Origin of the sequence: Stenotrophomonas sp. WZN-1 (genome assembly GCF_002192255.1) — a bacterium.
GTDB lineage: Bacteria > Pseudomonadota > Gammaproteobacteria > Xanthomonadales > Xanthomonadaceae > Stenotrophomonas.
In genome coordinates this window covers 1,338,597-1,359,090 of the sequence record NZ_CP021768.1, presented here as the reverse complement: position 1 = coordinate 1,359,090, position 20,494 = coordinate 1,338,597, and the positions used below count along the sequence as shown (strand labels likewise).

Annotated in this window: 22 protein-coding genes; 17 read left to right on the top strand and 5 right to left on the bottom strand. The window is 66.2% G+C overall.

Going from position 1 to position 20,494, the window contains the following annotated elements; translation table 11 throughout:
• The first annotated feature begins 77 nt into the window (after positions 1 to 77).
• The 11 genes from CCR98_RS06330 (at position 78) to map (ending at position 8,779) form a co-directional block, all read left to right on the top strand.
• Positions 78 to 914 (top strand): alpha/beta fold hydrolase, encoded by an 837-nt coding sequence (locus CCR98_RS06330; RefSeq protein WP_087921935.1) that lies wholly within the window; start codon positions 78 to 80, stop codon positions 912 to 914.
• A 1-nt stretch (position 915) separates the two neighbouring features.
• Positions 916 to 1,275 carry an EamA family transporter gene (locus CCR98_RS06325; protein WP_006425769.1) on the top strand — a complete coding sequence of 120 codons (360 nt, stop codon included), beginning with the start codon at positions 916 to 918 and terminating at the stop codon, positions 1,273 to 1,275.
• On the top strand, positions 1,272 to 1,670 hold the full coding sequence (locus CCR98_RS06320) for a DMT family transporter (RefSeq protein ID WP_075674983.1): 399 nt from the start codon (positions 1,272 to 1,274) through the stop codon (positions 1,668 to 1,670). The genes CCR98_RS06325 and CCR98_RS06320 overlap by 4 nt, the downstream gene beginning before the upstream one ends.
• 10 nt (positions 1,671 to 1,680) lie before the next feature.
• The gene (locus tag CCR98_RS06315; RefSeq protein ID WP_087921934.1) at positions 1,681 to 2,889 is read left to right on the top strand and encodes a DegT/DnrJ/EryC1/StrS family aminotransferase; all 1,209 of its coding nucleotides are present in this window, start codon (positions 1,681 to 1,683) and stop codon (positions 2,887 to 2,889) included.
• Between the two features lie 168 nt (positions 2,890 to 3,057).
• Positions 3,058 to 3,774, top strand: a complete 717-nt coding sequence (locus tag CCR98_RS06310; protein WP_087921933.1) for an MtnX-like HAD-IB family phosphatase — start codon at positions 3,058 to 3,060, stop codon at positions 3,772 to 3,774.
• Positions 3,775 to 3,822: 48 nt separating this feature from the next.
• Complete coding sequence (locus CCR98_RS06305) at positions 3,823 to 5,223, top strand: aminotransferase class III-fold pyridoxal phosphate-dependent enzyme (protein ID WP_087921932.1); 1,401 nt, start codon at positions 3,823 to 3,825, stop codon at positions 5,221 to 5,223.
• Positions 5,224 to 5,251: 28 nt separating this feature from the next.
• Positions 5,252 to 6,316: a GNAT family N-acetyltransferase gene (locus CCR98_RS06300; protein WP_087921931.1), complete on the top strand. Its 1,065-nt coding sequence runs from the start codon at positions 5,252 to 5,254 to the stop codon at positions 6,314 to 6,316.
• Between the two features lie 3 nt (positions 6,317 to 6,319).
• Positions 6,320 to 7,204, top strand: a complete 885-nt coding sequence (locus CCR98_RS06295; protein ID WP_087921930.1) for an arginase family protein — start codon at positions 6,320 to 6,322, stop codon at positions 7,202 to 7,204.
• 141 nt (positions 7,205 to 7,345) lie between these two features.
• On the top strand, positions 7,346 to 7,705 hold the full coding sequence (locus CCR98_RS06290; protein WP_087921929.1) for a VOC family protein: 360 nt from the start codon (positions 7,346 to 7,348) through the stop codon (positions 7,703 to 7,705).
• A 68-nt stretch (positions 7,706 to 7,773) separates the two neighbouring features.
• A complete protein-coding gene (locus tag CCR98_RS06285; protein WP_005408659.1) occupies positions 7,774 to 7,986 on the top strand; it encodes a ParD-like family protein in 213 nt (70 codons plus the stop codon).
• A 10-nt stretch (positions 7,987 to 7,996) separates the two neighbouring features.
• Positions 7,997 to 8,779, top strand: coding sequence for a type I methionyl aminopeptidase (map, locus tag CCR98_RS06280; protein ID WP_198361080.1), 783 nt, complete (start codon positions 7,997 to 7,999; stop codon positions 8,777 to 8,779).
• Here the strand turns inward: map and CCR98_RS06275 are convergent.
• Positions 8,776 to 9,390: a LysE/ArgO family amino acid transporter gene (locus CCR98_RS06275; RefSeq protein ID WP_087921927.1), complete on the bottom strand. Its 615-nt coding sequence runs from the start codon at positions 9,388 to 9,390 to the stop codon at positions 8,776 to 8,778. The two genes, map and CCR98_RS06275, sit on opposite strands and share 4 nt — an antisense overlap.
• A 106-nt stretch (positions 9,391 to 9,496) precedes the next feature.
• On the opposite strand from CCR98_RS06275, the gene CCR98_RS06270 reads away from it, so the two are divergent.
• The 5 genes from CCR98_RS06270 (at position 9,497) to CCR98_RS06250 (ending at position 15,177) form a co-directional block, all read left to right on the top strand.
• Positions 9,497 to 10,390 (top strand): LysR family transcriptional regulator ArgP, encoded by an 894-nt coding sequence (locus tag CCR98_RS06270; RefSeq protein WP_087921926.1) that lies wholly within the window; start codon positions 9,497 to 9,499, stop codon positions 10,388 to 10,390.
• Between the two features lie 78 nt (positions 10,391 to 10,468).
• The gene (locus tag CCR98_RS06265; RefSeq protein WP_087921925.1) at positions 10,469 to 11,875 is read left to right on the top strand and encodes a TolC family protein; all 1,407 of its coding nucleotides are present in this window, start codon (positions 10,469 to 10,471) and stop codon (positions 11,873 to 11,875) included.
• Positions 11,868 to 12,881, top strand: a complete 1,014-nt coding sequence (locus tag CCR98_RS06260) for an efflux RND transporter periplasmic adaptor subunit (protein WP_087921924.1) — start codon at positions 11,868 to 11,870, stop codon at positions 12,879 to 12,881. The genes CCR98_RS06265 and CCR98_RS06260 overlap by 8 nt, the downstream gene beginning before the upstream one ends.
• Positions 12,866 to 14,053, top strand: coding sequence for an ABC transporter permease (locus CCR98_RS06255; protein WP_087921923.1), 1,188 nt, complete (start codon positions 12,866 to 12,868; stop codon positions 14,051 to 14,053). Before CCR98_RS06260 ends, CCR98_RS06255 begins: the two co-directional genes overlap by 16 nt.
• Positions 14,050 to 15,177, top strand: coding sequence for an ABC transporter permease (locus tag CCR98_RS06250; protein WP_087921922.1), 1,128 nt, complete (start codon positions 14,050 to 14,052; stop codon positions 15,175 to 15,177). The genes CCR98_RS06255 and CCR98_RS06250 overlap by 4 nt, the downstream gene beginning before the upstream one ends.
• 127 nt (positions 15,178 to 15,304) lie before the next feature.
• On the opposite strand, the gene CCR98_RS06245 is transcribed toward CCR98_RS06250, so the two are convergent.
• The 4 genes from CCR98_RS06245 to CCR98_RS06230 form a co-directional block, all read right to left on the bottom strand.
• A complete protein-coding gene (locus CCR98_RS06245; protein ID WP_005415760.1) occupies positions 15,305 to 15,673 on the bottom strand; it encodes a glycine zipper 2TM domain-containing protein in 369 nt (122 codons plus the stop codon).
• A 166-nt stretch (positions 15,674 to 15,839) separates the two neighbouring features.
• Positions 15,840 to 18,062, bottom strand: coding sequence for a methyl-accepting chemotaxis protein (locus CCR98_RS06240; RefSeq protein WP_087921921.1), 2,223 nt, complete (start codon positions 18,060 to 18,062; stop codon positions 15,840 to 15,842).
• Between the two features lie 210 nt (positions 18,063 to 18,272).
• Positions 18,273 to 18,665 carry a hypothetical protein gene (locus CCR98_RS06235; RefSeq protein ID WP_087921920.1) on the bottom strand — a complete coding sequence of 131 codons (393 nt, stop codon included), beginning with the start codon at positions 18,663 to 18,665 and terminating at the stop codon, positions 18,273 to 18,275.
• On the bottom strand, positions 18,665 to 19,552 hold the full coding sequence (locus CCR98_RS06230) for a DUF2628 domain-containing protein (protein WP_087921919.1): 888 nt from the start codon (positions 19,550 to 19,552) through the stop codon (positions 18,665 to 18,667). The genes CCR98_RS06235 and CCR98_RS06230 overlap by 1 nt, the downstream gene beginning before the upstream one ends.
• Positions 19,553 to 19,945: 393 nt before the next feature.
• On the opposite strand from CCR98_RS06230, the gene CCR98_RS21020 reads away from it, so the two are divergent.
• Positions 19,946 to 20,284, top strand: a complete 339-nt coding sequence (locus CCR98_RS21020) for a hypothetical protein (protein WP_157721503.1) — start codon at positions 19,946 to 19,948, stop codon at positions 20,282 to 20,284.
• Positions 20,285 to 20,494 lie beyond the last annotated feature (210 nt).

Below are 20,494 nucleotides of genomic sequence, written 5' to 3'. Positions count from 1 at the left end.
GGTCCGAGGCGCTGAAAGGCTGGTGAAAATCGCGCTTGCGATCCTGACCATCCCCACTGCCGCCCCGGAGCCGCCAGGTGACCGAAACGCACGACTTCTTCCTCCCCGGTGGCCCGCAGGGCGTGCTTCTGGTTCACGGCCTGACCGGCACGCCAGCGGAAATGCGCATGCTGGGCAAGGGCCTGAACAATGCCGGTTTCACCGTGCACGGCGTGCAGCTGCCCGGCCATTGCGGCACCGTGGATGACCTGCTGGCGACCACCTGGGAACAGTGGTACCAGGGCGTGGAAGATGCGGCAGCGACCCTGCGCGGCAAGGTTGACCAGCTGTTCGTCGGCGGCCTGTCGATGGGCGCGGTACTGTCGCTGGCGCTGGCTGCACGCCGCCCCGAGTGGGTGTCCGGGGTCGGCGTATACGGCGCCACCTTCCGCTATGACGGCTGGAACATCCCCGCCGTGGCCCGCTTCTCGTTCCTGCTGCCCTGGTTCAAGCGCTTCAATATCGGCCGCGACCGCATGTTCATGGAAGAGCCGCCCTACGGCCTGCGTGACGAGCGCCTGCGCGCGCAGGTCAGCGCCGCCATGCTGTCCGGTGACAGTGCCGCTGCCGGCCTGCCGGGCAACCCCTGGCACGCGCTGGCCGAGATGCGCGCCCTGAGCAACTGGACCCGCCGCCACCTGCACCAGGTCACCGCACCGTGCCTGGTGATGCACGCCCGCGAAGACGACGTGGCCAGCATGGGCAACGCCGAGCTGGTGATGTCGCGGGTCAGCGGCCCGAAGGAACTGGTGGTACTGGAAGACAGCTACCACATGATCACCATCGACCGCGAACGCCGCGACGTGATCCGCCGCAGCGCGCGCTTCTTCACCGGAATCGGTGAGCGCAGCGGCGTCCTCAAGGCGGTGGCCTGAAATGGGAGCACTCGCCACACTGCTGTGGCTGGCCAACGTCGTGCTCGATACCGGTGGCCAGCTCGCCTTCAAGGCCGCCGCCAGCGACCCGCAGGACGGCGAAGGATTGCAACGCTGGAAACACATGCTCAGCCGCCCCTGGCTGTGGATCGGCATCGCCTGCTATGTACTTGAGTTCGTCGCCTGGATCGCGTTCCTGTCACTGGTACCGCTGTCCAAGGGCGTGCTGCTGGGCTCGATCAACATCGTGGCGCTGATGATCGCCGGCCGCTTCCTGTTCCGCGAGAAACTCACGCCATTGCGGGTAACCGGCATGCTGCTGGTCACTGCGGGCGTGGCGGTGGTGGGGGCCGGCTCATGAGGCGCCTGTATGTGATCGGCTTCCCTCTGCTGATGGCCTTCGACACGCTGGCCCAGCTGTGCTTCAAGTATGCCGGTGATGCGGCGCTGCCGGTCGAGGCCAACACGGCATGGCTGCTGCGCGTGCTGTCGCAGCCATGGGTGTACGGTGCCATCCTTGGCTACGTCGGTGCATTTTTCACCTGGATGAGCCTGCTGCGCCACGCACCCATCGGCCCTGCTTTCGCGGCTTCGCACCTGGAAGTGATCAGTGTGCTGCTGCTGTCGGCGTGGCTGTTGAACGAACCACTGACCCTGCACCACCTGGTGGGCGCGGTACTGATCGTGGCCGGCATCGTCTGCCTCGGCCGCGCCGAAGCGGATGACCCGCACAGCCCCGCCGAAAGCACCTCGTGAGCGGGCTGCGATGAACCTGTTCGCGCGCGAACTGCCTCCGACCGCCGGCCTGCCGATGCAGGCCAGCGACTTCCTCCCGGGGGGCGGCGACCTGCGCGACATCCTGGCCCACCAGCTCGGCACACCGCCGCTGCAGCTGACCTGTTCCGGCACCCACGCGCTGCTGATCGCGCTGCGCACCTTGCGCAAGCGTGCGCCCCAGCGCGATACCGTGATCCTGCCGGCCTACACCTGCCCGCTGGTGCCGATTGCCGTGCACAGCCTCGGCCTGCGCGTGCAACTGTGTGATACCCGCCACGGCCACTTCGACTTTGATCCGGCACAGCTCTCGCGCCTGGCCGACGCACGCACGTTGGCGATCCTGCCCACGCATCTGGGCGGGCGCATCGCCGATGTCGAACTGGCCAATGACATCGCGCGTGGCGCCGGTGCCTGGGTCATCGAAGATGCCGCGCAGGCGCTGGGCGCCCGGGTCGGCAACAGCAGTGTCGGCCTGCGTGGCGATATCGGATTCTTCAGCCTGGCCGCCGGCAAGGGGCTGAGCCTGCACGAAGGCGGCCTGCTGGTCAGCCGCGATGACGAGCTGCGTGCCGCGCTGGCCGAACATGCCGCCGAGCAGGTGCGTTTCAGCCTGCGCTGGGAGCTGCTTCGCAGCGTGCAGCTGCTGGGCCTTGCCGCCTGCTACCGCCCCTCGCTGCTGTCGCTGGTGTACGGCAATCCACTGCGTAGCGCACTGCAGCGTGGCGATCTGGAAGAAGCAGTCGGTGACATCTTCCCGCTGGACATCCCGCAGCACCGGGTCAGCCAATGGCGGCAGAACATCGGCGCCCATGCTGCACGGCGGCTGCCTGCGTTCCTGCAGGCCGGGCGCCTGCGCGCATTGCAGCTTCGTGTGCAGCTGGCACAGCTGCCGGCGGTGGAGGTGGTCGATGGCCTGGCCGGTACCGGCGGCACCTGGCCCATGCTGATGCTGCTGCTGCCCAGCCAGCGCGCGCGCGATGCCGCACTGGACGAACTGTGGCCGCGCGGCCTCGGTGCCAGCCGCATGTTCATCCATGCCTTGCCTGACTACGCCTACCTGCGTGGCATCGTGCCGCAGGACGACATGCCGAACGCCCGCGACTTAGCTGCACGCATGCTGACCCTCGGCAACAGCGCCTGGCAGACCCGCGAAGAGACCGCGCAGATCCTGCGGGCACTGGCTGCAGCGCAGCCCTGAAAGCGCTATGTCCGGGGCATTGCGCCTGTTCAGGGCACTCGATTCCTGAACACTTTCCTCATCCTGCAGTGCAGGCTTTCAACAGGAAAGGAACGAGAAAGGCTGCCTGCCTACATTGAGCCTGCCCCGGCACCGTGCCGGACGACTTTCTCATCGACGGACCTGCCCATGCACTGGAGCATCCTGTGTGACTTCGACGGCACCATCAGCCTCGAAGATGTCATCGACTCGCTGCTGGAGAAGTACGGCCAGCCGGGCTGGCAGGAACTGGAAGACCAGTGGAAGTCGGGAAAGATCGGCTCGCGTGAATGCATGCAGGGCCAGGTGCGGCTGCTGAAGCTGGACCCGGCCACGCTCGACGCACACCTGGACCAGGTACAGATCGACCCGGGCTTCGCTGCCTTCGTCGCCCGCGCCGAGCAGCTGGGCCTGCCACTGCGCATCGTCAGCGACGGCCTGGACTACGCGATCCACCGCATCCTCGCCAACCACGGCCTGCCGCCGTTGCCGGTGGTGGCCAACCACCTGCGCTGGTGCGAAGACCATTGGGAACTGGAATCGCCCTACCAGGCCGAAGGGTGCCGCAGCGGCACCTGCAAGTGCACCTGCGCCGCGCAGGCGCGTGCCAACGAAGCGCCGCGCGTGCTGATGATCGGCGATGGCAGTTCGGATTTCTGCGTGTCCGAAGATGCCGACTTCGTGTTCGCCAAGCGTCGCCTCATCACCCATTGCACGAACGCCGGCATCGAGCATGCCGCCATCGACACCTTCCACGATGCAATCGCACTGCTGCCGCGCTTGCTCGATGGCAGCCTGCTGCAGCCACGTCGCCTCGACGCCAGCCCACCGCCCGCCGGACTGCCCCTGCTGCTGGCCACCGCCTGAGCACGCCCCCCTTCCCCCTTTCGAACGTCCTTCACGGAACCGAACTGCATGAACATTTTTGACAAGAACGCCGACGCCGCTGCCTTCGACGCGCAGCTGCTGGCAGACGAAGCCCGATACAGCTCCTTCGGCGACACCGTCCACTACGTCGACCCGCCGAAGATCTTCCAGCGCGGTGAAGGCAGCTACATGTTCGACGGCGCGGGCGTGCCCTACCTCGACCTGCAGATGTGGTACTCGGCCTGTAACTTCGGCTACAGCAACAAGCGCCTGAACGACGCGCTGAAGGACCAGATCGACACCCTGCCGCAGGTCGCCAGCCAGTACCTGCACCCGACCCGCGTGCAGCTGGCCAAGACCATTGCCGTGGACATGCACGAGAAGTTCGGCCTCGACGGCCGCGTGCACTTCAACGTCGGCGGTGCGCAGGCCATTGAAGACTCGCTGAAGATCGTGCGCAACGCGCGCGGCGGCAAGAGCCTGATGTTCGCCTTCGAAGGTGGCTACCACGGGCGTACCCTGGGTGCGTCGTCGATCACCTCCAGCTACCGCTACCGCCGCCGCTACGGCCACTTCGGCGAGCGCGCCATGTTCATTCCGTTCCCGTACCCCTTCCGTCGCCCGAAGGGCATGACCCCGGACGAGTACTCCGACCACTGCGTGTGGCAGTTCGAGCGCCTGTTCGAAAGCGAATACAACGGCGTGTGGGATCCCAAGGTCGGCCAGGCCGAATACGCCGCGTTCTACGTCGAGCCGATCCAGGGCACCGGCGGCTACGTGATTCCGCCGCGCAACTTCTTCACCGGCCTCAAGCGCGTGCTGGACAAGTACGGCATCCTGATGGTGGTCGATGAAATCCAGATGGGCTTCTGGCGCACCGGCAAGCTGTGGTCGATCGAGCACTTCGGCGTGACCCCGGACGTGCTGGTGTTCGGCAAGGCGCTGACCAACGGCCTGAACCCGCTGTCGGGCCTGTGGGCGCGCGAAGAGCTGATCAACCCGACCGTGTTTCCGCCGGGCTCCACCCACTCCACCTTCAACTCCAACCCGCTGGGCACCCGCCTGGGCCTGGAAGTGCTGAAGCTGGGCAAGGAAATGGATTACGAGCTCACCGTGCCGGAAAAGGGCGCGTACTTCCTCGACGGCCTGCGTGGCCTGCAGAAGCGCCACCCGGAAATCGGCGACGTCGACGGCCTGGGCCTGGCCCTGCGTGCGGAAATCTGCCAGACCGACGGCTACACCCCGAACAAGGAACTGCTGGACCGCATGGTCGACATCGGCCTGGCCGGTGACCTGCTGCACGACGGCAAGCGCATGGGCCTCGTGCTCGACGTGGGTGGCTGGTACAAGAACGTGATCACCTTCGCGCCGTCGCTGGACATCAGCTACGAAGAGATCGACCTGGCGATCACCCTGCTCGACCAGGCGCTGACCAAGGCCAAGGGCTGAGGTCGATGCGCTGCCGGTTCCCGTGCCGATGGAGATGACGTCACGCGCGTCCAGCACCGCGCTGGAACCGGCCGCGCTGCTGGAGGGCTTCCTGGCCCACCCGCCGCTCGGATTCAAGGCAGGCCGCCTTCCCAGCGGCCTGCCGACCTTCCGTGCGCCGCTGGACCTGACCACCACGATGGATGACGACCTGCGCGGCAAGCTGCTCGGCCTGCCGCTGTCGCGCCTGTGGCGGCCCTGGATCACCTGGAAGACCCGCTTCGTCGGTGCCACCAGCACCGAATACACCCCGCTGCCCGCGCACGTCGCACCAGAGGCATTGGCCGAGGACGTGACGCGTCACGCGATCGGCGATACGCGCCTGCTGGTGGTCAAGGACCTGGCGATTGATTCGCCGCTGCTGGACGACGCCGCCAACGCACACAGCGGTGCCTTCCTGCAGGCGCTGCTGGCACGCGGCTTCGTCGAACTGGAAGGCATGCCGCTGGCCTGGGTGGCCATCGATTTCGATTCGATCGATGGCTATCTCGGCCGCCTGTCGTCCTCGCGCCGCAAGAACATCCGGCGCAAGCTGCGCTCGCGTGACGAGCTGCAGATCGAGTGCATCGCCACCGGCGATCCGGCCCTGGCCGACCCGCAGCTGCAGGCCGAACTGTATGCGCTGTACCTGGGCGTGTACGCACAGAGCGCGGTGCATTTCGACCAGCTCGACCTGCCCTATTTCCAGTACCTGCTGGCCGACAGCCTGGGCCAGGGACGGATGTTCCTGTACCGCCACCGGGGCGAGCTGATCGGTTGGAACCTGTGCTACGTGCATGCCGGCAAGCTGGTGGACAAGTACATCGGCCTGGCCTATCCGCAGTCGCGCGCGCACAACCTGTACGCGGTCAGCTGGATGCACAACCTCGAGTACGCGCTGCAGCACGGCCTGAGCCACTACGTGGCCGGCTGGACCGATTCGCGGATCAAGGCCGAACTGGGCGCCCGCTTCACCTCCACCCGGCATGCGATCCACGCCCGTTCCCCGCTGCTGCGTGCAGCCCTGCGCAGGCTGGCCCCGTACCTGCAGGGCGAACCTGATGGAGGCGGTTGAACGATGCCGTTGCGTGCCCCGCTGATCCTGGACCTGGACGGTGGCGTGCTGCCGCTGCCCCAGGCGCAGACCCTGCCCCTGCCGCAGTGGCACGATCCGCTGCGCTTTGCCTGCAGCAATGCCACCCTCGACCGTTTCGCCGCTGAAGTGCTGGCACCGCTGCCGGCCCAGCTCGGCACGGTGATGCTCGGCAGCGGTGACTTCCATCATCTCAGCCTGCCACTGCTGCGTCGCATGCGCGCGCAGGAGCCTTTCCAGCTGGTGGTGCTGGACAACCATCCGGACAACATGCGTTTCCCGTTCGGCATGCACTGCGGCTCGTGGGTGAATGCCGCCAGCAAGCTGCCGCAGATCTCGCACATCCATGTGCTGGGCATCACCTCCAGTGACATCGGCCTCGGACACGCCTGGGAGAACCACTGGCGCCCGCTGATCGGCGGTCGCCTGACCTACTGGTGCATGGACGTGGACGTGGGCTGGGGGCACCGCCTCGGCATGGGCCACGCCTTCCGCCGTTTCGAGCATCCCGAAGCGCTGGTGGCCGCGTTCGCCGCCGAGCAGGCGAAGTCGCCGCAGCCGACCTACCTGTCGATCGACAAGGATGTGTTCGCCGAGGACGTCGCCCGCAGCAACTGGGACCAGGGCCGCTTCCAGCTGGAACACGCGCTGGTGGTGATCGAAGCGCTGCGCGCCGGCGGCCTGGTCGGCAGTGACATCACCGGCGAAGTGTCGCTGGCCAACTATCAGAGCCGCTTCAAGCGCTGGCTGTCCTCGCTGGATGGCCAGCCCGACATCAGCGCCGACGATCTGCCGGTGTGGCAGGTACGGCACCAGCAGGTGAACCGCGAACTGCTGGCCGCGATGGCCGCCGTGCCAACGGCGTGCTGACCGCGCCGGTCATGCCGGCCGCTGGCCAGCGTGGCTTCGGTTGTGCCGGCCGTTGGCCGGCAACCTCATTGTTCCCGGGCTCACGAGGATGGCGGCCAGCGGCCGGCACTACACTGGGCGCCTGCCCCAGGAGCCCTCGCCATGCCCCAGACCGTCATCCCGCAACTACGCATGCGCCATGCCGATACCACCCTGCCGTTCTACGTGCAGGGGCTGGGCTTCGCGGTCGACTGGGAACACCGCTTCGAACCCGGTTTCCCGCTGTTCGCCCAGCTCACCCGCGACGGCCAGACGATCTTCCTTACCGAGCACAGCGGCGACTGTGAGGTCGGCGGCGCGGTGTACTTCATCGTTGAGGACGTAGACGCCCTGCACCGCGCCTTCAGCGCTGCGGGCGTCCCCATCGAACAGCCGCCGCATGACACCGAATGGGGCAGCCGCGAGATGCTGCTGCGTGACCCCGACGGCAACCGCCTGCGCTTCGCCACCGACGCCAGCTGAACCGGGCGGCCTTGAGCCGGATATACGAAACATATACGATTCGTATACCCACATCGCCAGGACCGCCCATGGGCATCGTCAACATCGATGACACCCTGCACGACCAGTTGCGTCGTGCCTGCACCGTCTCCAGCCGCTCGATCAATGCCCAGGCCAACTTCTGGATCCGGGTCGGCATGCTGTGCGAAATGAATCCCACGCTGAGCTTCCAGGACATCGTCGCCAGCGAACTGCGCGCGGCCGGCGTCCAACCGCCGCTGCTGCCGCCGGGCCAGGTCTGAGCCCATGGGCATCATCAAGCGCCCCGACGAGATCGCGCTGATGGCCGAATCCGGGCGCCTGCTGGCGCAGGTGTTCGCTGCGCTCGACCGGCTGCCGTTGCAGGGTCGCAGCACGATGGAGATCAACGATTTCGTCGAACGCATGATCGTCGATGAGCTGCAGGCGCGGCCGGCCAGCAAGGGCCAGTACGGCTTCCCGTATGTGCTCAACACCTCGATCGACAATGTGATCTGCCACGGCGTTCCCAGCACCACCGACGTGTTGCGCAACGGCCAGATCGTCAACCTCGACATCACCCTGGAGAAGAACGGCTACATCGCTGACTCCAGCACCACCTACCTGGTGGGCGAGGTCGACTACGCCGCGCGCAGGCTGGTGCAGACCACCTACCAGGCGATGTGGAAAGGCATTGCCGCGGTGCGCCCCGGCGCGCGCCTGGGCGATATCGGCCACGCCATTGCCCGCCACGCGCGCAGCCATGGCTACAGCGTGGTGAAGGAATACTGCGGCCATGGCATCGGCCAGGAGATGCACGAGGAACCGCAGATCCTGCACTACGGCCATCCCAACACCGGCATGGTGCTGGAGGAAGGCATGGTGTTCACCATCGAACCGATGCTCAACCAGGGCAAGCCGGCCATCCGCCAGCAGCCGGACGAATGGCCGGTCTACACCCGCGACGGCAAGCTGTCAGCGCAGTTCGAGCACACCGTGGCGGTCACCCACAGCGGCGTGCGCGTTCTGACCCTGCGCCCCGGCGAAACCCCGCAGTGCGCGGTGGACGCGGCCTAGAGCGGGCGCAACAGCAGCAGCGTGGCGAGACAGAACATGAAGATCGCCACGCCGGCGTCCAGCATCCGCCAGGCGCCCGGCCTACGGAACACCGGCTGCAGGATGCGCGCGCCATAGCCCAGCGTGCAGAACCAGGCCACGCTGGCGGTGCAGGCACCGGCGGCGAACGCCCAGCGCAGGTCACCGGGGTAGCGCGTGGACAGGCTGCCCAGCAGCACCACGGTATCCAGATAGACGTGCGGATTGAGCAGGGTGAAGGCCAGGCAGGTCAGCAGCACCTGCCGTCCACTGCCGCCCTGCGCCTCGGCAGCGGCCAGCGCACTGCCACCGCGCCACGCCCGCAGGCCGGCCTGCAGGCCGTACCAGAGCAGGAAGGCCGCGCCACCGAAGCGCAGCAGCTGCAGCAGCAGCGGCCACTGCAGCACCAGCGCGCCCATGCCGCCGACGCCGGCCAGGATCAGCATGATGTCCGCCCCGGCGCAGGCCAGCACCACCCTGCCCACATGGCGCTGCCGCAGGCCCTGGCGCAGCACGAAGGCGTTCTGCGCACCGATGGCGATGATCAGGCCGGCACCTGCGAACAGGCCGGCGGCGGTAGCGGTGATCCACATCAGGACAGGCCAGGCAGCGAGGGGATGCGCAGGGTGCGACCGACGCCCCTGTTTAGACAATCTGATTTTTCTTTATCCTGTGCAGCAAAACTGAAGAGGCTCCGGCATGGATCTGGTACATCCGCAACTGGCCGCGTTTGCCGCGGTGCTGGAGGAAGGCAGCTTCGAGGCCGCTGCACGCCGCCTGTCGATCAGCCCGTCGGCCCTGTCGCAGCGGATCAAGGCCCTGGAGGACAGGCTCGGCCAGGTCCTGGTGGTGCGCCAGGCACCGTGCCGGCCCACCGCCGCAGGCGAAGCGCTGCTGCGCCGGGTCCGGCCGATGCAGGCGCTGGAGGCCGAGGCATTGGCCGAGCTGCTACCCGAGCGTGGCAGCGACGCTGCGCGCACGCCGATCCCGCTGGCAGTCAACGACGACTCGCTTGATACCTGGTTCGTGCCGGCCATCGCCGACCTGCACCAGCGCCACGGTTACCTGTTCGACCTGCGCATGGACGACCAGGACCACACCCTGCAGCTGCTGCGTGATGGCAGCGTGCTCGGTGCGGTCACTGCCGAAAGCCAACCGGTGAAGGGATGCAATGTGCACCCGCTCGGCGCGATGCGCTACCACGCCATCGCCTCGCCCGGCTTCGCCCGCCAGTACTTCAGCGATGGCATGCAGGCCGCAGCCCTGGCGCGCGCGCCGATGCTGGTGTTCAACCGCAAGGATGAACTGCAGTGGCGGTTCGTGCGGCGCCTGACCCGCGCGCGGCTGCAGCCGCCGCTACACTACCTGCCCTCCTCCACCGGTTTCGTCGAAGCCGCCGCGTGCGGACTCGGCTGGGGCATGGCCCCGCAAACCCTGGTCGCGCCCGCCGTGCGCGCCGGCCGCGTGGTGGTACTGGAACCCCGCCGCTGGCTCGATGTGCCGCTGTACTGGCAGCATGCCGCCGTGCGTTCAAGCACGCTGCAGCACATCACCCAGGCGCTGCGCACTGCGGCCAGCGGCACCCTTCGTTGAGGACAAACCGATGATCGCAGACCCGGGCTTCACGCCGCGCGCACTACCGTTTGCGCACTTCTTCACCACTGGGACGGCATGGGCGTGATCGGCCGACGTACAAGGATGCACCGCGCGAAGGCCGCGCTGGCGTTGACGCTGGCAACCTGCCTGCCACTGGCTGCGCCGGCGCAGAGCCTCACCGATGCACCGGCTTTGGACTGGGAACAGGCACGGCAGCGCCTGGAACAGGTCTCCGATGCGCTGGCCGCCGCCGACGCCGCCGTGCGCAACAAGCAGGACCTGCAGGACGCGACCCGCCTGCTGCGCCTGCCGGAGATCACCGGCGAAGTGCGCCGTCTGCAGTTCCAGAAGACCCTCACCCTGCCGCTGGGTTCGCTGGCACCGGTGGCCGAGGCCTATGGCATCGACTCGCCGCTGTCGTTCACCGAACGCGACTGGCGTACCCGCCCGGTGGTGACCGCAGTGCTGCCGCTGTATACGGGCGGTGTGATTCCGGCCGCGCAACGAGCGGCCAGCGCCGCGCACGAACAAGCCAGTGCCGAGCGTGAAGCACAACGCCAATCGCTGACCGTGCAGCTGGCCCAGGCCTATTTCGGCCAACGCCTGGCCGAGCAGGCGGTGGACGTGCGCCGCGACGTGCGCGATGGCCTCAACCGCCACCTCTCCGACGCAGAGAAGCTGGAACGCGAGGGCTTCGCCACACGCGCGCAGCGCCTGCAGGCCACCGTGGCCCGCGACAAGGCCGAGCGCGAATACCAGAAGACGGTGAACGACCTGGCCACGCTGAAGGCCGCGCTGGCCACGCTGCTGCGCAGTGGCGGCGAGGTGCAGCCGGTGTCACCGCTGTTCGTGCAGCGCGCGCCACTGGAACCGGTGACCAGCTTCGAGCGCACTGCACAGGCACGCCAGCCGCAGATCGCACGCCTGCGGGCGATGGTGGCGCAGGCCGAACAGGGCGTGCGCGTGCAGCAGGCCAAGCTGAAACCGCAGATCTTCGCCTTCGGCCAGTACGATTTCCGCCGCCGCGATGAGATGCTGACCGATCCGGACTGGGCGTTCGGCATCGGCCTGAAGTACACCTTCCTGTCGCCGAACTCGCGGCCGGCGCAGATCAGCGCCGCGCGTGCGCAGCAGGACCAGGCTGAAGCGGGCCTGCGCGAGGCCGAGAACCAGGTCGCACTGGGCGTGCGCAAGGCCTGGAACGAGCTGGAAACCGCGCGCCAGCAGTACGTGCTGCTCGACAGCAGCATTGCCCAGGCACAGGAAAACCTGCGCCTGCAGGAGCTGGCGTTCCGCGAAGGCCAGGCCACCTCGCTGGACGTGATCGACGCACGGCTCGGCCTCGGCGGCGCCCGCGTCGAGCGCGCACAGGCCGCCTACCAATACGATATTGCGCTGGCACAGTTGCTGGAGGTCAGTGGACAGATGGACCGTTTCGAAGAGTTCCGGCGGCGTGCGGACGAGGTGATCGACCATGAGTGATGTGCTGCACGACGATGCGACGACGCCCCCGGGCAAGCGCCGGCTGGGCCCGATCCTGATAGTGGTGCTGCTGGTCGTGGTGGTGCTCGGCCTGTGGCTGGCCTGGCGCAGCCCGGGCGACCAGATCCAGGGCATGGCCGATGCGGACACCATCAACGTGGCCGCCAAGATCACCGCGCGTGTGGCCGAGCTGAAGGTGCGCGAGGGTGACCGCGTGCAGGCGGGGCAGGTGCTGTTCCTGCTCGACAGTCCGGAAGTGGCCGCCAAGGAACAGCAGGCGCACGGCGCATTGGCCGCCGCACAGGCGGTGGCCGACAAGGCCGACGAAGGCGCGCGCAGCGAGGACATCCGCGCCGCCGAAGCGAACTGGAAGCGGGCCGAAGCCGGTGCGACGCTGGCTGAAGCCACCTACCAGCACGTGCAGAACCTGTTCAACGAAGGGGTGATGACCCGGCAGAAGCGCGATGAAGCGCATGCCCAGGCCACCAGTTCGCGTGAACTGGCCCGTGCCGCCCGCGCGCAGTACGACATGGCGTTGGCCGGCGCACGCGAGCAGGACAAGCGTGCCGCGCAGGGCCAGGTACAGCAGGCACAGGGCGCAGTGGCCGAAGTCAACGCCGCGCGCGTCGAAGTGGAAGGGCGCGCGCCCGTAGCGGGCGAGATCAACAAGCGCATGGCCGATCCGGGCGAGCTGGTGCCTGCAGGCTATCCGGTGTTCACCCTGGTCGACATCGACCGCATGTGGGTGGCGATGAACCTGCGCGAATCGCAGATGCAGGGCCTGAAGGTCGGCAGCAAGCTGCAGGGCAGCGTGCCGGCACTCGGCCTGGACGGCGAATTCGAGGTCTACTTCATCAACCCGGCCGGCGACTATGCAACCTGGCGTACCACCCGCCAGTCATCCGGCTACGACGTCCGCAGCTTCGAGGTGCGGGTGCGCCCGGTACGCCGCATCGAGGGCTTCCGCCCCGGCATGAGCGTGCTGTTCGCATGGCCCCAGCACTGAGCCCCGACCACGGCGGCTTCGCCGCCAGCTGGCGGCGCGAGCTGCGGTCGCTGCGCGGCAACCGCGCCGACCTGCTGCTGGTCACCCTGCTGCCGCTGCTGATGCTGGTGGTGATGGCGTGGATGTTCACGCCCTCGGTGATGCGCGACATCCCGATCGCGGTGGTCGACCTCGACCACAGCAGTGACAGCCGCCTGCTGCTGCGCATGCTCGATGCCAGCCCCGGCGTGCGCATCGCCAGCCAGCCGGTGGACCTGGAAGACGCACGCTCGCAGCTGCGCAGCCTGGACGTGTTCGCCATCGTACTGGTGCCGCGCGATGTCACCCGGCAGGCGTTGCGTGGACGCCAGGGCACGGTGTTCGCCTATTACAACGCCACCTACATGACCACCGGCCAGTCCGCGGCGCGCGATATCGGCGACGCGGTCTCGGCCTGGGACGCACGCCTGCTGCGCGAGCGCATCGGCCTGCAGGTCGGCCCGGGCAAGCTGCGCGCGGCACCGATCGCGGTGCAGTCGGACATCCTGTACAACCCGGCGCGCAGCTACGAGCTGTTCCTGCTGCCGCTGATCTTCCCGGCGGTGCTGTCGCTGGTGCTGGCGCTGGCAGTGGCTGGCAGCCTCGGCCGCGAGATCCGCGACGGCACCCTGCCCGCCTGGCTGGGTCGAACGCCGTGGCCGGCCATTGCCGGCAAGGTCGCGCCATACATCCTGCTGTTCTCACTGTATGGCGCGCTCGGCATCGGTTACCTGGCCTGGCTGCGCGGCGATGGTGTGGCCGGCAGCGTGCTCCTGCTGCTGCTCGCACAGCCGCTGTTCTACCTGGCCACGGCCGCCTACGCGCTGTTCTTCGTCGGCGTCACCCGCGACATGGGCACCGCGCTGTCCGCGGTCGGCCTCAGCATCGGCACCGCACTGGCGTTCTCCAGCGCCACCTTCCCGGTGCTGGACGGCCCCCTGTTCACCCGCATCTGGCACCAGCTGCTGCCACTCAGCGCCTACATCAAGCTGCAGACCCAGCAGCAGTTCATCGGTTCGCCGCTGCAGGTTTCAGTGTGGCCGTTGGCCACCCTCTTGTTGATGTCGGTGGTGGCCGGTGGCATCGGCGGCCTGCGCCTGATCGCCCTTGCACGCACGCCTGCCGCCGCACATCCCGCAGAGGCCGACGCATGAGCGCACTCTGGCGCAGCCTGCGGCAGACCCTGATGGCGGTGCTGTGCGACCGCTATGCGATCGTGGTGATGGTCGGCGCGGTGATCCTGTACTCGTTCTTCTACCCGGCCGCGTACCGCCACCAGGTGGCCGGCAACCTGCCGGTGCTGGTGGTGGATGAAGACCACAGCGCGACCAGCCGCGAGCTGCTGCGCAAGCTCGATGCACTCCGTGTTGCGCGCGTGGTCGGGCAACCGGCAGACATCGACAGTGCCCGGCGGCAGCTGGAAGCTGGCCACGCCGAAGGCATCGTGCTGATCCCGGCCAACCTGGAGCGCGACATCCTGCGCGGCCACCCGGCCAAGCTGGTGCTGCTCGGCAACGGCGCCTACCTGGGCCGTGCCAGCTGGGTGCTGGGCAGCGTGGCCGATGCACTGGGCGCATTCGGGCGCGACGCCGTGGTCGGCCAGGCCGCCTTCATGGGCGCGCCGCAGGCACCGCCGGTCACCCTGGTGCAGCGCCCGCTGTACAACACGCAGGAAGGCTATGGCAGCGCCATCGTGCCCGGCGTGGCCGAGCTGATCGTGCACCAGACGCTGCTGATGGGCATCGGCGTCCTGCTCGGCGGCCGCCGCCTCGCGCTCGGCCGGCGCCTGCGCTTCGACCTGCCGACCCTGGCCGGCATGGCGATGGGTTTCGGCCTGATCGGCCTGTTCGGCCTGTTCTACTACGCCGGATTCACCGCCTGGGTGCAAGACTATCCGCGCGGCGGCAATCCGATGGGCCAGCTGCTGGGCGGCACCTTGTTCATCGCCGCCACCGTGGCCTTCGGCCTGTTCGTCGGCAGCTTTTTCCGCACCCGCGAACGCGCCTTCCAGTACATCATCGCCACCTCGATCCCGCTGTTCTTCCTGGCCAACCTGTCGTGGCCGGCAGTGATGACGCCACAACCGCTGGTCTGGCTGGCGCAGCTGCTACCCACCACCTCGGGCATCAACCTGATGGTGCGCCTGAACCAGATGGACGCCAGCCTGGCGGAAGTCAGCCATGAACTGATCACCCTCACCGCCCTGCTGCTGCTCTACGGCAGCCTCGCCACCTGGCGCCTCCTCGCAAAAAAAGGGACGGAGGGGATTAAGTCGTAAGCGGCCGGTTGGGGGGATTGCGACTTAATCCCCTCCGTCCCCTTTTCCTGCAACGACGAACGCCGGCGCAGGGCCGGCGTTCGAGTACTGCGATGTGGAAGGGGAAAACGGGGCTGCCGGCGATCGATCAGCGATAGACACGTTCGCAGCGGCGCTCGACCACGCGGTCGCCGTTCTTCTGCTGGCTGTTGCCCTGGATCTGGCGGCCCGCCGCACCACCGGCAACAGCACCGGCCACGGTAGCGAGCTTCTTGCCATTGCCGCCGCCCACCTGGTTGCCCAGCAGGCCGCCGATCACCGCGCCGGTCGCAGTACCGGCAATGCGGTTCGGATCACGCGAGTTGCGCTGCACTTCCACGTTCTTGCAGACCACGCGGCTGCCATCGTTGAACTTGCGTCCCTCATCGCGCGGCCCATAGGTCTGCGCGCCGGCCACCGACGAAGCCGCCAGCAGGGTGCCCAGTACAAGCAATCGGGTCGAGGTCTTCATGGCCATCTCCTGAGTTCCGGTATGGCACAAGTCTCCTCCCGCGGTTGGCAACCGGAAGTGAAATGCGCGTGTCCGCCGCCTCATCGGCCATCGCGCGTTCAGGAAGAAGATCCGCGCCCATCACGATCAGCCATCGTGATGGGCGCCGTCTCCCTACCGGCGTGCTGCCTTGCTAGAACTCTTCCCAGCCACCGGCGTTGGCCGCCAGTGTAGGCTCGATGCGGGGTGAGAGCGCAGCGGGCCGACGCACCGGGGTGACAGTCGCAGCCACCGCTGCCAATGCAGGGCGGACCACCGCCGCTGCCGTCGCCGCACCCGTGCGGAACACCGAAACCGCCTCGGCCAGCAGGTTGGCCTGCTCTTCCATCGAGCGTGCCGCCGCACTGGCCTCTTCCACCAGCGCCGCATTCTGCTGCGTGGTCTCGTCCATCTGTACCACCGCCTGGTTCACCTGTTCGATGCCCGAGCTCTGCTCCTGCGAAGCGGCGGAGATGTCAGCCATGATGTCGGTAACGCGCTGCACCGAGGCCACGATCTCACCCATCGTGGTGCCGGCCTGGCGGACCAGCGCCGATCCATCGGCGACCTTGCCGACCGAATCCTCGATCAGGCCCTTGATCTCCTTGGCCGCACCGGCCGAGCGCTGTGCCAGCGTGCGCACCTCACTGGCCACCACCGCAAAGCCCCTGCCCTGTTCGCCGGCACGCGCGGCTTCCACCGCCGCGTTCAAGGCCAGGATGTTGGTCTGGAAGGCGATGCCGTCGATGACGCTGATGATCTCGGCGATCTTCTTCGACGAGGCTTCGATGGCCGACATCGTGGTGACCACCTGTCCGACCACCTCGCCGCCCTGCGAGGCGACACCATGCGCGCCAATGGCAAGCTGGTTGGCCTGGCGGGCATGCTCGGCGTTCTGCTTCACGGTAGAGGTAAGCTCCTCCATCGACGCAGCCGTTTCTTCCAGGTTCGCCGCCTGCTGTTCGGTACGCCGCGACAGATCGGTGTTGCCCGAGGCGATCTCGCCTGCCGCCAGGTTGATGCTGGACGCGCTGGACTGGATGCGACCGACAATCTGCTTGAGCTGGTCGACGGTGGCATTGCAGTCATCGCGCATGCGGGCGAACACGCCGTGGAAGTCACCCTGCATGCGCACGGTGAGGTCGCCGCGCGATATCGCCTGCAGCAGAGTCGACACCTGCACCAGGTTCTCGTCGGTGGTCTGCATCAGGCGATTGAGCCCGGCCACCATGTCGCGGAAATCATAGGCGAAGCGGTCTTCATCGCCGCGCAGGCTGAAATCGCCCGCCGCCGCTGCCGTCGCCAGCCGGCGGATCTCGCTGTTGATCGCCGACAGGCTGGTCTTGGTCTCGTCCATGGCCTGGGTGATCGCCGCCTTCTCGCCTGGCAGCGGATCCATGTCCACCGACAGGTCGCCACGGGCGTAGTGCTTCATCACCTCGATCAACCGGTTCTGCACCTGCACGTGCGAGCCGACCAGCGCATTGGTCTCGTGCACCATGCGCCCGTAGTCGCCGGGGAAGGCACTCTCGTCCATGCGGTAGCTGAGGCTGCCCGCATCGTGCTGGCGCGCCAGCTCACCCTGCGCCGCCATCACCGACTGCAGCTGCGCCTGCATGCGCTGCATCGACCTGAGCAGCTGGGTCACCTCGTCATTGCCGGAGGCGTCGATGCTGTTGTCCAAGCGACCGTTGGCGATGCCATCGGCCAGCTTCACCGCGCCCGCCAAGGGGCGGGTCAGGCTGCGGGTGATCGCCCACGCGGCCAGTGCGCCGAGAATCAGGCTGAGCACACCGAAGGCCATGGACAGGGTTCCGGTCCACGCTTCCGTGGCGCGGTATTCCTCACGGCTGCGTTCGGTCAGGGTTTCCTGGTGCCGCAGCAGGGTCGAGATCGCCTCGTTCCATGCGGTTGCCAGCCCATGCTCGGCGAGCAGTTCCTTGGCCGCGCCGTCGAAATCACCCGCCTTCATGCGCTCGTGCAGATGCTGGGTGGAGGCGTCGGTCGCCTTGCGTGCCGCGTCGATCTTCGCAACCAGGGTATCGCCGGTGGCGTCACGTGGAATCTTGATGTATTTGGCCCAGATGCCGTCGTAGGTCCGCGACAGCTCCTGCGCCTTCTGATAATCCTTGTCGAAATCCTCGCCACGCTTGATCACCATCAGCCGGCGGTGCATCAACACTGCGTTGTTGGTATCCAGCATGTCGTTCAACAGCCGCATCTTCACCATGTTGACGTCCACCACTTTCTCGAACTGGGCGGACTTCAGGTGATTCCCGTACAGCACCAGGCCGACGATGGCCACGATGAACAGCAGCAGCAGTCCAAACCCGGCACCCAGCCGGGATCCCACTCGGAGGTTGCGTAAGGCGAGCATCTCAATTCCCTTGATCATGGCCGTACGATCGATGGCGGCGCAGGCAGGGGAAACTTTATGGGCCGATATTATTATATCGATCCAAAACTCTGGAACTGTGCAGACAGGTGTGAAATCAGACGACCCACGAAGGCGTTATATCCATAAGGTATATCGCCACGGGTAGCGCGAATGGGATCAGGCCGGGGCCTGCCCCCCCGCTATCCGGCATTACGGTGCAGCAGGCCCCGGGAAGACCAGATCCTTCCCGAGTCTTGCCGCATAGACGCTCTCGAACTGGAACGAAAGCACAAACCGGTACCCGCACGTCGCGGCGTAGCGCTTTGTGAAGCGGCAGATTTCCTCCCAGGCGCTTTCAAACCCGCTCGCGCGGAAATGAAACGAGCCGAGCAGGCCCACCTGCCACTCGGCTTCAATCCCTTCCGCTACGAGCGCCTCCGGCGGGTCGACGATGCCGAACCCGAAGCCGGTGTTGGACACTGCAAGATACCCATGCAGACCGTCAGTACCGTCGGAGTACTCGGCCTGGATCGAATCCAGGGCGTGCAGTACGTCACCCAGATCGGCACCGGTTTCGACTTCGAGAAACAGCGAAATGCTCATTACTTGTGCAAGTCGATAAGGGTATGCCTGTTGAAGAACCGCATCTTCCCCTCGATCGTGAAGTCCGTGCGCCTGATTTCACCCAGCATCATCTCGCGTTGGGCGTCGTTCAACGTGCAGGGTTCCAGAACAGTGGCCTCCAGAACGCGCCCCGGGGGCGCCAAACGCAGTTCGACAATGCAGGCATTGCCCTCCGTTGGAACGCCCGCTGGCCACGCCGTCATTGCGATCGCACTCATTTGCTCCTGGTACGCCACCCGCTCTGCTTCCTCTATCTGCGGGTCCGGCAGATCCGGCGGGTTCGCCGCCACGTACACAGCAGACTGCGTGGGCGTTGGCTCTGATAGCGAACGGACGATCAGATTGATCAGGGTGTTCTGTGAGGCCGTTACCGCCAAGGCGATCACCAGAGCGGTGTAGCTGACGCCGCCAGCCTTCTGCAGTTCAAGGTGCCGACGATGTGCCCCGCGATGCTCGGCATCAACCTTGCGGACAATCCTTCGACAGTGCGCCAGGTACAGCGGATTCGCCAGGATTCCTGCAAGTACGCGAAACACCACGAAAGAGAGCAAGGACAACCATGGCAGCCCCAGCAGCGCGAAGGTGGTCATCATCAACGGCGAAAGGATGAACCAGATCGCGCCCCACGCATGCATGCGCCGGAAGAAGAACCAGAGTGACGAGAACAGGAATGCCGGCCAGTTCCATCGCCTTGGCGCCCTGCCGCTTGCTTCGTACAGCCTCCAGTAGTGGAGATAGGCGGAGAACCTGTCTCCTACCACGATCGCCAGTGCATCCTTTTCGCTCAGCCCATCGGAGGCTGCATCTGTGCGCTGTACTGCTTCACCGTCGGCGCCACCGAAGGTGGGTTCAATCCTTGCTCTCATTATCTTCTATCCAAACTCGACACGAAATCACTCAAGACCGATTCCCGCGTAGCATCCCGGCCATTGAGGTGCCGCTACCTGCATTCAAGCGCGGCTCTTCACGAACTCAATGCAACGACCAGAAACACCCTCAAGCCACAACGCAGATTGCAGTCACGATCTGCTTCGGCTCATCCTCGAGCGGCAGGAACTGCCTCTGTAGCCCCGGAAGGTCCAGCGGACCGTTTTGCGGTTCGTAACGATTGATATAAAACGCATTTTTCCAGCCACTCGCGCTGCAGTAATGCCACCAGCATATGCAGCAGTCGCGATGTAGACGACGGTCATAAATCGAGCATCAAATGCATCGAAACCGACGGTAAGCCCCCCCCCAATCCACTCCAACATCACCGCGTGCGCATCCTCAAATCTCAAATAGCCTCCAATCAAAAACCGAAAGGAATTCACTCATCACTTCCGACAAATCCCCATACCCCCAAATGCGGCGACCACCCTCTCGACATCGCCATTAAAGAGATCCCGATCATCACCCTGCAGCAACGCAGCGCCAGCCCCAACCCCCCCCCCCGCACAGCAACCCATAAATCCAACTACGAACTCATCCGTATCTTTATATTCTGGCAGAACCCCCCGCTCCATAATGACCACAAGAACGGCAGTCAACGCAAAAACAACCTCATCGGGATCATGCTGAAGCTTAAGCTCGAGAGAGCTATACGCAAAATACAATGACTGAAACACATCATACCCAAGCACCTCCAAGCCCTCAGCAACATCGACCCTTATGGAATTCAAATAATCCAGGTAACCCCATCCTCTCACACTCATTCCCCGGTAAATATATTCAATTGCACCCCCGGATGCCGCCCGCGAAACTTCATTATCGCACCTGAGCCCAGCCAGAGGCAATGACACTCAAGAATCAGCCCAGAAAGACAGACT

Bases quoted from the DNA above. Each gene is read 5' to 3' on its own strand.
- CCR98_RS06325 (WP_006425769.1), top strand. From the start codon at position 916: ATGGGAGCACTCGCCACACTGCTGTGGCTGGCCAACGTCGTGCTCGAT.
- CCR98_RS06320 (WP_075674983.1), top strand. From the start codon at position 1,272: ATGAGGCGCCTGTATGTGATCGGCTTCCCTCTGCTGATGGCCTTCGAC.
- CCR98_RS06315 (WP_087921934.1), top strand. From the start codon at position 1,681: ATGAACCTGTTCGCGCGCGAACTGCCTCCGACCGCCGGCCTGCCGATG.
- CCR98_RS06310 (WP_087921933.1), top strand. From the start codon at position 3,058: ATGCACTGGAGCATCCTGTGTGACTTCGACGGCACCATCAGCCTCGAA.
- CCR98_RS06305 (WP_087921932.1), top strand. From the start codon at position 3,823: ATGAACATTTTTGACAAGAACGCCGACGCCGCTGCCTTCGACGCGCAG.
- CCR98_RS06300 (WP_087921931.1), top strand. From the start codon at position 5,252: ATGGAGATGACGTCACGCGCGTCCAGCACCGCGCTGGAACCGGCCGCG.
- CCR98_RS06295 (WP_087921930.1), top strand. From the start codon at position 6,320: ATGCCGTTGCGTGCCCCGCTGATCCTGGACCTGGACGGTGGCGTGCTG.
- CCR98_RS06290 (WP_087921929.1), top strand. From the start codon at position 7,346: ATGCCCCAGACCGTCATCCCGCAACTACGCATGCGCCATGCCGATACC.
- CCR98_RS06285 (WP_005408659.1), top strand. From the start codon at position 7,774: ATGGGCATCGTCAACATCGATGACACCCTGCACGACCAGTTGCGTCGT.
- CCR98_RS06275 (WP_087921927.1), bottom strand. From the start codon at position 9,390: ATGTGGATCACCGCTACCGCCGCCGGCCTGTTCGCAGGTGCCGGCCTG.
- CCR98_RS06270 (WP_087921926.1), top strand. From the start codon at position 9,497: ATGGATCTGGTACATCCGCAACTGGCCGCGTTTGCCGCGGTGCTGGAG.
- CCR98_RS06265 (WP_087921925.1), top strand. From the start codon at position 10,469: ATGGGCGTGATCGGCCGACGTACAAGGATGCACCGCGCGAAGGCCGCG.
- CCR98_RS06260 (WP_087921924.1), top strand. From the start codon at position 11,868: ATGAGTGATGTGCTGCACGACGATGCGACGACGCCCCCGGGCAAGCGC.
- CCR98_RS06255 (WP_087921923.1), top strand. From the start codon at position 12,866: ATGGCCCCAGCACTGAGCCCCGACCACGGCGGCTTCGCCGCCAGCTGG.
- CCR98_RS06250 (WP_087921922.1), top strand. From the start codon at position 14,050: ATGAGCGCACTCTGGCGCAGCCTGCGGCAGACCCTGATGGCGGTGCTG.
- CCR98_RS06245 (WP_005415760.1), bottom strand. From the start codon at position 15,673: ATGGCCATGAAGACCTCGACCCGATTGCTTGTACTGGGCACCCTGCTG.
- CCR98_RS06240 (WP_087921921.1), bottom strand. From the start codon at position 18,062: ATGCTCGCCTTACGCAACCTCCGAGTGGGATCCCGGCTGGGTGCCGGG.
- CCR98_RS06235 (WP_087921920.1), bottom strand. From the start codon at position 18,665: ATGAGCATTTCGCTGTTTCTCGAAGTCGAAACCGGTGCCGATCTGGGT.
- CCR98_RS06230 (WP_087921919.1), bottom strand. From the start codon at position 19,552: ATGAGAGCAAGGATTGAACCCACCTTCGGTGGCGCCGACGGTGAAGCA.